The 12,087-nt window shown below is 65.0% G+C and carries 12 protein-coding genes; 5 read left to right on the top strand and 7 right to left on the bottom strand.

The genetic code is table 11. The features are described from left to right. Positions 1–31 precede the first annotated feature (31 nt). Entirely contained in the window at positions 32–592 is a 561-nt protein-coding gene (locus tag AC4D2Q_RS01835; RefSeq protein ID WP_490944534.1) for a maleylpyruvate isomerase N-terminal domain-containing protein, read from the top strand. Positions 593–608: 16 nt separating this feature from the next. Here AC4D2Q_RS01835 and AC4D2Q_RS01830 read toward each other — a convergent pair whose 3' ends face one another. Next, positions 609–1,757 carry a glutamate--cysteine ligase gene (locus AC4D2Q_RS01830; protein WP_490944532.1) on the bottom strand — a complete coding sequence of 383 codons (1,149 nt, stop codon included), beginning with the start codon at positions 1,755–1,757 and terminating at the stop codon, positions 609–611. Between the two features lie 171 nt (positions 1,758–1,928). Here AC4D2Q_RS01830 and AC4D2Q_RS01825 point away from each other — a divergent pair, with 171 nt between their 5' ends. Then, positions 1,929–2,741, top strand: coding sequence for a shikimate 5-dehydrogenase (locus AC4D2Q_RS01825; protein WP_490944530.1), 813 nt, complete (start codon positions 1,929–1,931; stop codon positions 2,739–2,741). On the opposite strand, the gene AC4D2Q_RS01820 is transcribed toward AC4D2Q_RS01825, so the two are convergent. Further along, positions 2,738–3,964: a THUMP-like domain-containing protein gene (locus AC4D2Q_RS01820; RefSeq protein ID WP_490944528.1), complete on the bottom strand. Its 1,227-nt coding sequence runs from the start codon at positions 3,962–3,964 to the stop codon at positions 2,738–2,740. The genes AC4D2Q_RS01825 and AC4D2Q_RS01820 overlap by 4 nt on opposite strands. A gap of 54 nt (positions 3,965–4,018) precedes the next feature. Here AC4D2Q_RS01820 and AC4D2Q_RS01815 point away from each other — a divergent pair, with 54 nt between their 5' ends. Next, complete coding sequence (locus AC4D2Q_RS01815) at positions 4,019–5,191, top strand: MalY/PatB family protein (protein WP_490944527.1); 1,173 nt, start codon at positions 4,019–4,021, stop codon at positions 5,189–5,191. A gap of 102 nt (positions 5,192–5,293) precedes the next feature. On the opposite strand, the gene AC4D2Q_RS01810 is transcribed toward AC4D2Q_RS01815, so the two are convergent. From AC4D2Q_RS01810 to AC4D2Q_RS01790, 5 genes are all read right to left on the bottom strand, one after another. Then, positions 5,294–5,593 carry a hypothetical protein gene (locus AC4D2Q_RS01810; protein WP_490944525.1) on the bottom strand — a complete coding sequence of 100 codons (300 nt, stop codon included), beginning with the start codon at positions 5,591–5,593 and terminating at the stop codon, positions 5,294–5,296. A 132-nt stretch (positions 5,594–5,725) separates the two neighbouring features. Further along, a complete protein-coding gene (locus AC4D2Q_RS01805) occupies positions 5,726–6,484 on the bottom strand; it encodes an iron ABC transporter ATP-binding protein (RefSeq protein ID WP_490944523.1) in 759 nt (252 codons plus the stop codon). Further along, positions 6,481–7,521: an iron chelate uptake ABC transporter family permease subunit gene (locus AC4D2Q_RS01800; RefSeq protein WP_490944521.1), complete on the bottom strand. Its 1,041-nt coding sequence runs from the start codon at positions 7,519–7,521 to the stop codon at positions 6,481–6,483. Before AC4D2Q_RS01800 ends, AC4D2Q_RS01805 begins: the two co-directional genes overlap by 4 nt. Further along, positions 7,514–8,572 carry an ABC transporter permease gene (locus tag AC4D2Q_RS01795; protein ID WP_490944519.1) on the bottom strand — a complete coding sequence of 353 codons (1,059 nt, stop codon included), beginning with the start codon at positions 8,570–8,572 and terminating at the stop codon, positions 7,514–7,516. The genes AC4D2Q_RS01800 and AC4D2Q_RS01795 overlap by 8 nt, the downstream gene beginning before the upstream one ends. 62 nt (positions 8,573–8,634) lie before the next feature. Then, a complete protein-coding gene (locus AC4D2Q_RS01790; protein ID WP_490926485.1) occupies positions 8,635–9,585 on the bottom strand; it encodes a siderophore ABC transporter substrate-binding protein in 951 nt (316 codons plus the stop codon). Between the two features lie 362 nt (positions 9,586–9,947). Between AC4D2Q_RS01790 and groES the strand changes: the two genes are divergently transcribed. Continuing rightward, the gene (gene groES, locus AC4D2Q_RS01785) at positions 9,948–10,244 is read left to right on the top strand and encodes a co-chaperone GroES (protein WP_152219702.1); all 297 of its coding nucleotides are present in this window, start codon (positions 9,948–9,950) and stop codon (positions 10,242–10,244) included. 80 nt (positions 10,245–10,324) lie between these two features. Further along, a complete protein-coding gene (gene groL, locus AC4D2Q_RS01780) occupies positions 10,325–11,938 on the top strand; it encodes a chaperonin GroEL (protein WP_490926486.1) in 1,614 nt (537 codons plus the stop codon). The last annotated feature ends 149 nt before the right edge of the window (positions 11,939–12,087 follow it).

The following is a 12,087-nucleotide window of genomic DNA, read 5'->3' as shown; positions in this document are numbered from 1 at the left end:
ACCTGTGGCAACTGCCTAACGAAGGAACGTCATGCCTGATGCGATGGTGCCCGGCGCCAAGACGAAGTTTCTGGAAACCAGTGCTCCCCTGACCGAGTCGGTCGGGGAGCTCACTGCTGAGCAGTGGGCGGCCGAGTCGGCCTGCTCGGGCTGGAGCCGGGAGGATGTGGTGCTGCACCTCATCGATACCCAGCGCGAGTTTTTCACCGGCCACGGAATACGGCTCGGGCCGCCGCCGGAGACCGGTGATCCCGCGGCCGCGTGGCGCACCCACCGGCAGGACGTGGCTGATCTTCTCTCGGACCCCGATGTTGCCGGACACCGGTTTGAGGGCTGGTCCGGAGAGACCACGGTGGGCAGGACCCTGAACGATTTCTACGGCTTTGACATGCTGGTGCACGGCTGGGATGTCCTCGCGGGAACCGGGGCTGACCGGGTGTTCTCCGACGCCGAGATGGACGATCTGGAAACCGCCATGGCGGGGTTTGGCGACCAGCTGTACGCGGAGGGAATCTGCCGGGGCCCGCTGGCCGCTCCGGAGGATGCGGACCGGCAGACCCGCATCCTGGCCCGGCTGGGCCGCCGGGGCTAGCCGGCCCGGGCCCTGGTTAGGCCTCGCCGCGCAGCTGCCGGATTCCGTCCTGAACGACGGCGCGCAAATCGCCGTCGTTCTCTGCCGCGATCCTCCGCTGGCGCTGGTAGCCGGCGCCGCGCTCAATGATTGCGGCTACGTCCGCCAGTTCGGCAGAGCAGCCGAGCTTCTCAGCTACGGGAGCCAGCCGGGGGAGGACGTCCTCCAGGAGATGGTCCGTCACGAGCTTTTCGTTGCCGGCAGCATCGAGGATGATGATGGCGTCCAGTCCGTAACGGGCGGCGCGCCACTTGTTTTCCTGAACATGCCAGGGCGGCATGGTGGGAATGGTTCCGCCGTTTTCCAGGATGGTGGAGAACTCGTCCACCAGGCACTGGGTCAGGGCTGCCAGGGCGCCGACGTCTTCAATGGTGGCCATGCCGTCGCAGATGCGCATTTCGATGGTGCCCAGGCCCGGAACCGGGCGGATGTCCCAGCGGATTTCACTGATGGAGTCGATGACCCCGGTGGTGAACATGTCCTGCACATAGGACTCGTACTCCGCCCAGGAGCCAAACTGGAAGGGCAGGCCCGCTGTGGGCAGCTGCTGGAACATCAGGGCACGCTGGGAGGCGTAACCGGTGTCCTCGCCGGACCAGAACGGGGAGGAAGCGGACAGGGCCTGGAAATGCGGGAAGTAATTCACCAGCCCGTCCAGGACCGGCAGCACCTTGTCCCGGCTGTCCAGGCCCACGTGGACGTGCACTCCGTAGATGAGCATCTGCTGGCCCCACCACTGCGTGCGGTCAATCAGCTTGGCGTAGCGTTCCTTGTCCGTGACCGGCTGCGAGCGCGGCGCACTGAACGGATGGGAACCGGAGCAGAACAGCTCAACGCCCATGGGGTCGGTGACCCGGCGCAGCACTTCCAGGGAGCGGGTCAGGTCCGCCTTGGCGTCCGCAACGGTGGTGCAGATGCCTGTCACCAGCTCAACGGTGTTTTCGAGCAGCTCCTGTTTAATGTGCGGATGCTCGTCGCCTTCGTTAATGTCCGGGTGGGCGGCGCTGACACCGCGCAGGACCTCATCGGCTACTGACATCAGCTCGCCGGTTTTCCGGTCAACAAGTGCCAGCTCCCATTCAACGCCGAGGGTTGACTGTGCCGACTGGGCGAAACCGATGTGCAAACTGTCTCCTGCTGTATACGTAACCGTTGGAGGAACTCGGTCCCGCATCAAAGCGCGTGAGAACCTCAATCAATCCTAGCGGCGGGAAACCGGGATGCCGTCCACTCCCCGAAGCCCGCCCCCTCGCCGAAGCCCTGCCCCTTCGCGCGAGTGCCCGGACATAATGGGAGCATGCCCATCCTGAACAAAGACATGACGCTGTGCATTTCCCTCGCGGCGAGGCCGTCAAACATCGGAACGCGCTTCCACAACTACCTGTATGACCTGCTGGACCTGAATTATGTCTATAAGGCGTTTGCCCCCGCGGACCTTGCCCAGGCCATCGCGGGCGTCCGCGGCCTGCCGATCCGCGGCTGTGCGGTCTCCATGCCGTACAAGGAAGACGTCATGGCGCTGGTGGACCGGATGGATCCCTCGGCGCAGGCAATCAGGTCGGTAAACACCATAGTGAACGACGACGGCGTCCTCACCGCCTACAACACCGATTACCTCGCCATCGCCCGGCTGCTCCGTGACCACCATGTCCCGGTCTCCTGGTCGGTGCTGCTCCAGGGATCGGGCGGCATGGCCAAGGCTGTGGCGGCGGCACTGCGGGATGCGGGATTCTCGGACGTCACCATCGCGGCCCGCAACGAGGCGAGCGGCCGGGCGCTCGCTGATCTCTATGACTTCAACTGGCGGCCGGAGAGCGGTGAAAGCACCGCGGACCTGATCATCAACGTGACGCCGCTGGGTATGGCCGGAGAACACGAAAATGTCCAGGCCTTCTCCGAGACCACGCTGGCTGCCGCGCGCACGGTGTTCGACGTCGTCGCGCTGCCCGCAGAGACGCCGCTGATCACGGCAGCCCGGGCCGCCGGCAAAGCCGTGATCACCGGTGCCGAAGTGATCGCAATCCAGGCGGAAGAACAGTTTGTGCTGTACACCGGGGTGCGCCCGACCCCGGAACAGGTCCGGGCTGCCAGCGAGTTCTCCCGCGCCTAGGCCGGGGCAGGCGCGGGTACCGGCTCCACCACAACCGCCACCCGGTCTTCCCCCAGACGGGTCAGGATCAGGGTTGCCTTGTTGCGGCCTTTGCCGGAGCCGGTCAGCAGCTGCTTGCGCACTTCTTCGGGCGTGACGGACATGCCGCGCTTTTTGATGTCAAGGACACCGATTCCGTTGGCCTTGACCCAGGCCTTGAGCGCCTTGACGTTGTAGGGCCGGACTTCCAGCACCTTGTAGGCACGGGCAAAGGGGGTTTCCAGCAGTTCGGGAGCCCCGATGTAGGCGATGTGCGGATCCAGCAGATGCCCGCCGAGGGAACGCGCGATGTCGGCGACCAGGCCCGCACGGATGACCGCGCCGTCGGGCTCATACAGGTAGGCATCCACGGGGCCGACTGAAACATCCTCCTCACCGGGGGCATAGTCCAGGGGCGAGGTCAGCTCGGCCGCACCGTTGGGCCCGATCACCAGGGCCGCCCGGCGGACACCTTCACGGCGCAGGGCGTTGAACCACAGTGTGGCCTCGGTGACGTCGCCGTCCACGGATACCCACTGCACCTCGCAGTTTTCCGGCAGCGCCTCGTGCGGGATGCCGGGGCCCATCTTCACGCCCACCGGCAGGCCGCGGCCGGCCAGCGCTTCCACGAAGGACAGGGGCGGGGAGAAGGCCTCGGGATCAAAAATACGGGTGGTGCCCGAGGTGGAGGTGGTGCGGCGGGCAGGATCCAGCCAGACGCCGTCGAACCCGCTCAGGTCAAAGTCCTCGGCCGCGCCCTGCACCACCGACGCGTTGGGCCAGGGCATGAGGTTGATGGTTGCGGCAGCGGCGGTGATCTCGTCCAGCTCCACGGCTGTGACCTTCCGGTCCAGGGTGGCCAGGGCCAGGGAGTCGGCACCGATGCCGCAGCCCAGGTCCGCAACCTTCTCCAGCCCGGCCTGGACATAGCGCTGGGCGTGCAGGGCCGCGACGTTCAGGCGGGTGGCCTGCTCCAGCCCCGGTGCCGTGAACAGCATGTGCTCAGCAAACGGCCCGAATTTGGTCCGCGCCTTCATCCGCAGCTTCGCCTGGGTGAGGACGGCGGCGACGACGTCGGGGGAGTGGCCGGCCTTGCGCAGGTCAGTGTTCAGCTTGAAGGACTCGGACTCCAGATACGGGCCCAGGGAGTTCAGCAGCTCCCAGCCTTCGGAGGTCAGAACATGGGCAAGGGAGGTATCGGGCATGCTTACCAGCGTAGTAGTTCTGCCGCCGCGCACGTTAGCTGTAGGTTGGGCGGCATGACGAAGATTGCCGCCGAACCGCTGTCCGTGCTGCGTGCGCGCACCAGTTACAAATGGCAGACCTATCCGGCTGACGTCCTCCCGCTGTTCGTGGCGGAAATGGACTATCCGCTGGCCGAACCCGTGCAGCAGGCGATCATCGGCCGGGTCCTTGCCTCGGACACGGGCTACGTTGCCGGACCCGATCCCGTTGCCGCAGCCTTTACCCGGTACGCCGGACGGACCTGGGACTGGAATCCGGACCCCGGGGACGTGCGGACCACCACCGATGTCAGCGTGGCCATTGTGGAATGCCTGCGCCAAACCGTGCCCGTGGACGGCTCGGTGGTCATTACCCCGCCGGTCTACCCGCCGTTCTACGAACTGCCGCTTGAAGCGGAGGCGTCAGTGGTTGAGGTTCCCCTGCTGCTCACCGGCAGGGGCTGGCAGCTGGACCTGCCGGCAGTGGAACGGGCCTTTGCCCGCGGTGCCGATGCCCTGCTGCTGTGCAATCCGCACAACCCGCTGGGCATGGTGCACTCCGCGGAAACCCTGCACGCGCTCGCGGACCTGTCCGCCAAGTACGGGGTTGCCGTGATCAGCGATGAGATCCACGCACCGCTGACCTACGCGCCCAACACGTTTACCCCCTACCTTTCGGTCTCGGACAATGCCCGCGAATTCGGCATCTGCGTCACGGCCGCCAGCAAGGGTTGGAACATCGCCGGAACCAAGTGCGCGGTGATGGTTGCCTCCAGCGCCCGCACCCGCCTGCAGCTGGATTCCATGCCGGCGGAGGTGTCCGCACGGACCTCCATCCTGGGACTGCACGCCGCGGTGGCCGCGTACGACGACGGCGGACCGTGGCTCGCGGGCGTCCTCGCCTCCCTGACGGACAACCGGCGGCTGCTGGGCGAGCTGCTGGCAGCCGAGCTGCCCGAAGTTACCTACCGTCCGCCGTCGGCCGGCTACCTGGCCTGGCTGGACTTCCGCGGCCTCGGCTGGGGTGCGGACCCCGCCGCAGTGGCATTGGGACAGGGACGGGTGGCCCTGGAACCGGGCCTGAAGTTCGGCCGGCTGGGGGCGGGCTTTGCCCGGCTGAACTTTGCCTGCTCACCGGAGGTACTGACCGAGGCCGTGGCGCGCCTGGCCCGGGTGCGGGAGACTTCAGCGGGCGGCGACCAGCCCTGAGGACCGGCAGGCTGGAAGGGTGCTGCCCGCCTTCTCCAGCTGCCTGCTCAGCTTCATTTACGGGGGATTTGCTGGGCGGCCCGGCTGCCACGCCGGGCGGAGCTAGGCTGCCGGGGCCAGGATGCTCAGCTGCCGCGGCGCAAGAGCTGCGCTCCCTCGCCCGCCCAAAAGGGGCAGCGCCCCGGTTTCGGACGTACGGCGCAGCTCCGAGAGGGCCTCGGGGGTACTCGTGGCCTGATGGAGGTCCAGCACCACGTTCAACCCGGGGAGCGTGGCATTGGCGCGGCGGGCCAGCACATACAGGACCCTGCTGTTCTGTTCCGTGACCCTGCCCCGCACCACCAGCCGTATCTGGCTCAGATCGATGTCGAGCTGGATGACGACGCGCAGCTTGGGCTCCATGGACGGCCTTCCTCGGTGTGCCCGGCCCTTTGGCCGGATCCCCACGCTAAAAGGCGCCCGCGGCGCGCCGCAACGGTGGAGCCCGATACTCCGTCAGACGGAGCCCACTTTGGGCGGGGCGGGGTCAACGGACTAGGCGAAGTAAACGCCGATCCGGTTGCCGTCGATTTCTTCAATCCTGATATCGATGTCGTAAATGTCGCGCAGCACCGCCGGCTGCATGATCTGCGCCGGGGGTCCCTGGTGGATCAGCCGGCCCTCGCGCATGGCAATGATGTCGTCGGAGTAGCAGGAGGCAAAGTTGATGTCGTGGATGACCAGGACCACGGTTTTCCCGAAGTCGTCCGTGAGCCGGCGCAGCAGGCGCATCATTTCCACCGAGTGCTTCATATCCAGGTTGTTCAGCGGCTCGTCGAGCAGCAGGTAATCGGTGCCCTGGGCCAGCACCATGGCAATGAAGGCCCGCTGGCGCTGGCCGCCGGAGAGCTCATCCACAAACCGGTCCGCCAATGCCGTGAGGTCCAGGTAGGCCATGGCCTCGTCGATAAACGCCTTGTCGGCGGCGGTGGGCCGTCCGCCGTTGTGCGGGTAGCGGCCAAAGCCCACCAGGTCCCGCACGGTGAGGCGGACCGTCAGTGTGTTGTCCTGGCGGAGGATGGCCATTTTGCGGGCCAGATCCTTGCCCGGGGTTGCCGTGACATCCAAGCCATCCACTTCCACGGTCCCGCTGTCCATCCGCAGCAGCCGGGAAACCATGGACAGCAGGGTGGATTTTCCGGCGCCGTTGGGCCCGATGATGGAGGTGATGCCGCCTTCCTTGATCTCGCAGCTGACGGAGTCGACCACCATCTGGCCGTTGTAGGACTTGGAGACGCCGGTTACGGAGATCATTTGACGTTGCCTCTCAGCAGCAGGATAAGGAAGACAATGCCGCCCACGAACTCAATGACGATGCTCAGCGCGGTGTCGAATGCGAAGATCCGCTCCAGAACCAGCTGTCCGCCCACCAGGGCAATGATCCCGAGCAGGACGGCGATGGGAAGCACCGCCGTATGGCGGAAGTGGGAGCACAGCTGGTAGGCAAGCGAGGCAACGAGCAGGCCGAAGAACGTCACCGGACCCACCAGGGCGGTGGAGACTGCCACCAGCACGGAGCAGATCACCAACGTGGCGGTAACAGCGCGGGTATGGTTCACGCCAAGGTTGACGGCGGTGTCCCGGCCCAGTGCCAGCACATCGAAGGACCGGCGCATCCGCCAGGCCGGGATGCTGACCAGCACCACGGCGGCGGCGGAGTACCCCAGCAGCGCGCTGTCCACGTTGTTGAAGGACGCAAAGAACAGATCCTGCAGGATGATGAATTCGCTGGGGTCGATCAGCCGCTGCAGCAGGGAGGAAAAGCCGCGGAACATGGTGCCGAAAATGATGCCCACCAGCAGCATGAGGTGCAGGGACCTGCCGCCGCCGGTAAACAGCCAGCGGTAGAGCAGGAATGAGAAACCCACCATCAGCACGATTTCGATGACAAAGCGCAGCGGTTCGGACATGGTGAGGACAAACTGCCCGCCGAGGACAAAGACCAGAACGGTCTGCAGCAGCACATAAAGGGCGTCAAAGCCCATGATCGACGGCGTCAGGATGCGGTTGCAGGTCACCGTCTGGAAGAGCACGGTGGACACGCCCACGGCATAGGCCACCAGGATCATGGAGGCAACCTTGACGGCGCGGCGGGGAAGGATGTATCCGAGGTTGCCGCGCAGCTCGATGGTCATGAAGAGGGCCACGAGGGCGGCGGCGGCAATTCCGAGCGTGATGATCCAGAACTTGGGCGGCAGGGACCGCACCGGGTGCCGGCGGTGCGAGACAAGGGCGGTGGGAAGCGGGCTGGTGGGGGCTTCAGTGCCGGATTTGGTGCCGGATTCAGCCACGGGAGGCACGCTTTCGCAGGAGCAGGTACAGGAACAGGACGCTGCCGATGGCGGAAACGATCACGCCCACCGGAATTTCATACGGGTAGCGGATGGTGCGCCCGATGATGTCGCAGGCGAGCACAAACCCGGCGCCGAAGACCGCCACCCAGGGCACGGCCCGCCGGACATTGTCACCGATCAGCAGGGACACCAGATTGGGAACTATCAGGCCCAGGAACGGAATGGAGCCCACGCTGACAACGACGACGGCGCTGATCAGGGACACGATGACCAGGCCCAGGGCCATCACCCGGTTGTAGTTCAGGCCCAGATTGGTGGTGAAATCCGCGCCCATGCCGGCAACCGTGAAGCGGTCCGCCGCCAGGTAACCGATGACGGTGAGGATTCCAACGATCCACAGCAGCTCATAGCGGCCGCGCAGGACACCGGAGAAGTCCCCGACCATCCAGCTGTTCAGGGTTTGCAGCAGATCCGTGCGGTAGGCGAAAAAAGTGGTGACAGCGGAAATGACGCCGCCGAGCATGATGCCCACCAGGGGAACAAGGAGGGTGTTGCGCAGCGGAAGGCGGCGCAGGATGAGCAGGAACAAGGCGGTCCCGGCCATGGCAAACACCGTGGCCGTGGACATTTTCATCATCAGGGACGCGCCGGGCAGCAGGACGGTGACCACCAAAATACCCAGCGACGCCGATTCCACGGTGCCCACCGTGCCCGGTTCCACGAACTTGTTGCGGGCCATCAGCTGCATGATCAGCCCGGCGACGCTCAGCGCCGTGCCCGCAAGGATGACGCTGAGGGTGCGGGGAACCCGGCTGACCCAGAACACCTGCCAGGCAACCGGGTCGCCGGACAGCAGCGAGGACAGGGAGACGTCGCTGACCCCCACGAACATGCTGGCCACGGCCAGCACCAGGACCGCAGCGGCACCCAGGGCAAGGCTTGCAGCGGTACGCGGAAGCCGCCGTCGTCGGGGGGCCGCGGCGGCGGAGGGTGGAATCGGTGCCGGGGGAGGAACCTGGCTGGGGGCGGGCACGGCGGCGGCGCTCATAATTCTGTCCGGTCTCGTTTGGGTTCCGGCGCCGGCGCCGGAACCCAAACGGTGAGAGAGGGTTAGGAGACGGCGTCCTGAACGGTGGAAACCATGCTGTCCACGTTGTTCAGCCCGTATCCGACGAGGTACCAGCTGGAGGCATCCAGCATCGTGATGTTGCCGTTCTTCGCGGCCTTGGTGCCGTCCACGAGCTCATTGCTCATCACGGCGGAAGCGGCCTCGCCGCTCTGGCCCACGGCGACGTCGCGGTCAATCACAAACAGGTGGTCGGGATTCTGGCTGGCAATGAATTCCGCGGTGATGGACTCGCCGTGGGAGCCCTCGTGCTTGATGTCGGCCACCGGTGTTACACCGAGGACGTCGTGGATGATGCCGAAACGGGAACCGGCGCCGTAGGCGGTCATTTCACCGCCGCTGGTCATGACGATCAGGCCGGTGCCGGCCTCCGCTGCAACGGGTTTGGTTTCCTCGATGCGCTTGTCGATCGCGGCGAGCTTTTCCTCAACCGTGTCTTCCTTCTCGAAGATGCGGCCCAGGGTGCCTGCCGCTTCCTTGAAGGAATTGATGGAATCCGCAGCGTCCACGCTGAGGTCGATGGTGGGGGCAATCTTGCTGAGTTCCTCATAGGAGCCCGCAACACGGCCGGAGATGATGATCAGGTCCGGGTCGCCTTCGCTGATGGCTTCGAAGTCCGGCTCCTTCATGCTGCCGATCTTCGCGTACTCGTCTCCGGCGTACTTGGAGAGGCTTTCGGGATACGTGGCGGCAGGGACACCGTCGACATCGACGTCGAGGGCATCCATGGTGTCCAGCGCACCCAGGTCAAAGGTGTACACGGTTTCAGGATTGACCGGAACCTCGGTGCTGCCCTGGGCGTGCTCCACGGTGATCATGGACGGCTCGGCCGAGGCATCCGCCGAGGCTTCGGTTTCCGATCCGCAGGCGCTCAGCGCAAGAAGGGAAGCAAATACGGTCCCGGCAACAAGGCGGGACTTGGTGGGAGTTTTCACGGTAGGGCTCCAACTGCTTGGGTCGATCGTCCGGCCCGGTGGGGAACCCCACCAATAGGACAGATATTTTCATTAGGACACAAAAACATTTGCTAATTCTGCGCGCCTTTGAAAACTACCTTGTTAGGACAGCCTAAGCAACTTTGGCATCTCATGAGGTAACGCATATTCTCCCCGCGGCACTGAATGCCGCGAAAATTGGCACTCGCCTTGACCGAGTGCCAGCCCTTGCATAAAGTCGGACCTAGCACTCTCCTAGGGAGGGTGCTAATTCCCGAGGGAAGCGCCAACCGGCACCGCGACGACGGCCAGCGCCCACCGACGGTCCCCATCCGTTAGTAACTACGCAAAGGAGAGCCCGAGTGTCGGTCTCGATTAAGCCCCTTGAGGATCGCATTGTTGTCCGCCCCCTCGAAGCCGAGCAGACCACTGCTTCCGGCCTCGTCATCCCGGACACTGCAAAGGAAAAGCCCCAGGAGGGCGAAGTTGTTGCAGTAGGCCCCGGCCGCGTTGATGACAACGGCAACCGCGTTCCCGTGGATGTTTCCGAAGGTGACGTTGTCATCTACTCCAAGTACGGCGGAACTGAAGTCAAGCACGGCGGCCAGGAGTACCTGGTGCTGTCCGCCCGCGACGTGCTGGCCATCGTCGTTAAGTAGTTGAAAAAGGGAAGCCCCGGCCAATCTGGCCGGGGTTTTCTGATGCAGGTGCAGATGTAGCTGTCGGAAAGGACACACACATGGCAAAGCAATTGGAGTTCAACGACTCCGCCCGCCGCTCGCTGGAGGCCGGCGTCGACAAGCTGGCCAACACCGTCAAGGTGACCCTCGGCCCGCGCGGCCGCAACGTAGTGCTCGCCAAGACCTGGGGCGCTCCCACCATCACGAACGACGGCGTGACCATCGCCCGTGAAGTTGAGCTGGACGATCCGTACGAGAACCTCGGCGCACAGCTGGCCAAGGAAGTCGCCACCAAGACCAACGATGTTGCCGGCGACGGCACCACCACGGCCACCGTCCTGGCCCAGGCCCTGGTCAAGGAAGGCCTGCGCAACGTTGCTGCAGGCGCAGCTCCGGGCCAGCTCAAGCGCGGCATGGAGACTGCTGTGGAAGCAGTGGCCGCACGCCTGCTGGAAAACGCCAAGGAAGTTGAAGGCAACCAGGTTGCGCACGTCGCTGCCATCTCCGCGCAGAGCATGGAGATCGGCGAGCTGCTGGCCAAGGCTTTTGACACCGTCGGCAAGGACGGCGTCATCACCATCGAGGAATCCTCCTCGACCCAGACCGAACTGGTCATCACCGAGGGCATGCAGTTCGACAAGGGTTACCTGTCCCCGTACTTCGTGACCGATCCGGAGCGTCAGGAAGCCGTCCTCGAAGACGCGCTGATCCTGATCAACTCCGGCAAGATTTCCTCCGTGGCCGAGTTCCTGCCGCTGCTGGAAAAGGCACTGCAGGCCTCCAAGCCGCTGTTCATCATCGCCGAAGACATCGAAGGCGAAGCCCTGTCGACCCTGGTGGTCAACAAGATCCGCGGCACCCTGAACGTGGTTGCCGTCAAGGCCCCCGGTTTCGGTGACCGCCGCAAGGCCATGATGCAGGACATCGCCACCCTCACGGGTGCGCAGGTTGTCTCCCCGGACCTGGGCCTGAAGCTGGACCAGGTTGGCCTGGAGGTGCTGGGCTCCGCCCGCCGCATCACGGTCACCAAGGACAGCACCACCATTGTTGACGGAACCGGCTCGGAATCCGACGTCGCGGACCGCGTCGCCCAGATCCGTGCCGAAATCGAACGCACGGACTCCGACTGGGACCGCGAAAAGCTGCAGGAACGCCTGGCCAAGCTTTCCGGCGGCATCGGCGTGATCAAGGTTGGCGCAGCCACCGAGGTTGAGCTGAAGGAAAAGAAGCACCGCATCGAAGACGCTGTGTCCTCGACGCGTGCTGCCCTGGAAGAGGGCATTGTGGCCGGCGGCGGTTCCGCGCTGGTCCACGCTGCCAAGGCCCTGGACACCGATCCCGAGGTCCTCAAGCTTGAGGGCGACGCCGCCACTGCAGTGGGCCTGGTGCGCCGCGCCCTGGCACAGCCGCTGCGCTGGATCGCCGAAAATGCCGGTGCCGAAGGCATGGTTGTTGTCGCCAAGGTCACCGACCTCGAGGTCAACAACGGCTTCAACGCCGCCACCGGCGTGTACGAGAACCTGATCGAGGCCGGCATCATTGACCCGGTCAAGGTCACCCGTTCCGCCCTGCGCAACGCTGCGTCCATCGCCGCGCTGGTCCTCACCACCGAAGCTCTTGTGGTGGAGAAGCCGGCCGACGACGACGACGAAAGCAACGGCCACCAGCACTAGGTGACCTGTTAGCCCCGGTGCCCGCGGAAAACCCGTGCGGCACCGGGGCTTTCGCGTGTCCGGGGATCTGCCCCTCCGCAGCAGGGGGCGGAACCGCTGTGATGGATGCCACCAGTAAGGATTTGGAATAGGGACCGGCCGTCTTTCGT

The sequence above is a fragment of the Arthrobacter sp. TJ-178 genome (assembly GCF_058269275.1).
The sequence above is the reverse complement of the archived record's forward strand: the minus strand, read 5'-3'. Positions and strand labels throughout refer to the sequence as shown.

Excerpts from the sequence above, each read along its gene's own strand:
- AC4D2Q_RS01835 (WP_490944534.1), top strand. The coding sequence starts at position 32 with ATGCCTGATGCGATGGTGCCCGGCGCCAAGACGAAGTTTCTGGAAACC.
- AC4D2Q_RS01825 (WP_490944530.1), top strand. The coding sequence starts at position 1,929 with ATGCCCATCCTGAACAAAGACATGACGCTGTGCATTTCCCTCGCGGCG.
- AC4D2Q_RS01820 (WP_490944528.1), bottom strand. The coding sequence starts at position 3,964 with ATGCCCGATACCTCCCTTGCCCATGTTCTGACCTCCGAAGGCTGGGAG.
- AC4D2Q_RS01815 (WP_490944527.1), top strand. The coding sequence starts at position 4,019 with ATGACGAAGATTGCCGCCGAACCGCTGTCCGTGCTGCGTGCGCGCACC.
- AC4D2Q_RS01810 (WP_490944525.1), bottom strand. The coding sequence starts at position 5,593 with ATGGAGCCCAAGCTGCGCGTCGTCATCCAGCTCGACATCGATCTGAGC.
- AC4D2Q_RS01805 (WP_490944523.1), bottom strand. The coding sequence starts at position 6,484 with ATGATCTCCGTAACCGGCGTCTCCAAGTCCTACAACGGCCAGATGGTG.
- AC4D2Q_RS01795 (WP_490944519.1), bottom strand. The coding sequence starts at position 8,572 with ATGAGCGCCGCCGCCGTGCCCGCCCCCAGCCAGGTTCCTCCCCCGGCA.
- groL (WP_490926486.1), top strand. The coding sequence starts at position 10,325 with ATGGCAAAGCAATTGGAGTTCAACGACTCCGCCCGCCGCTCGCTGGAG.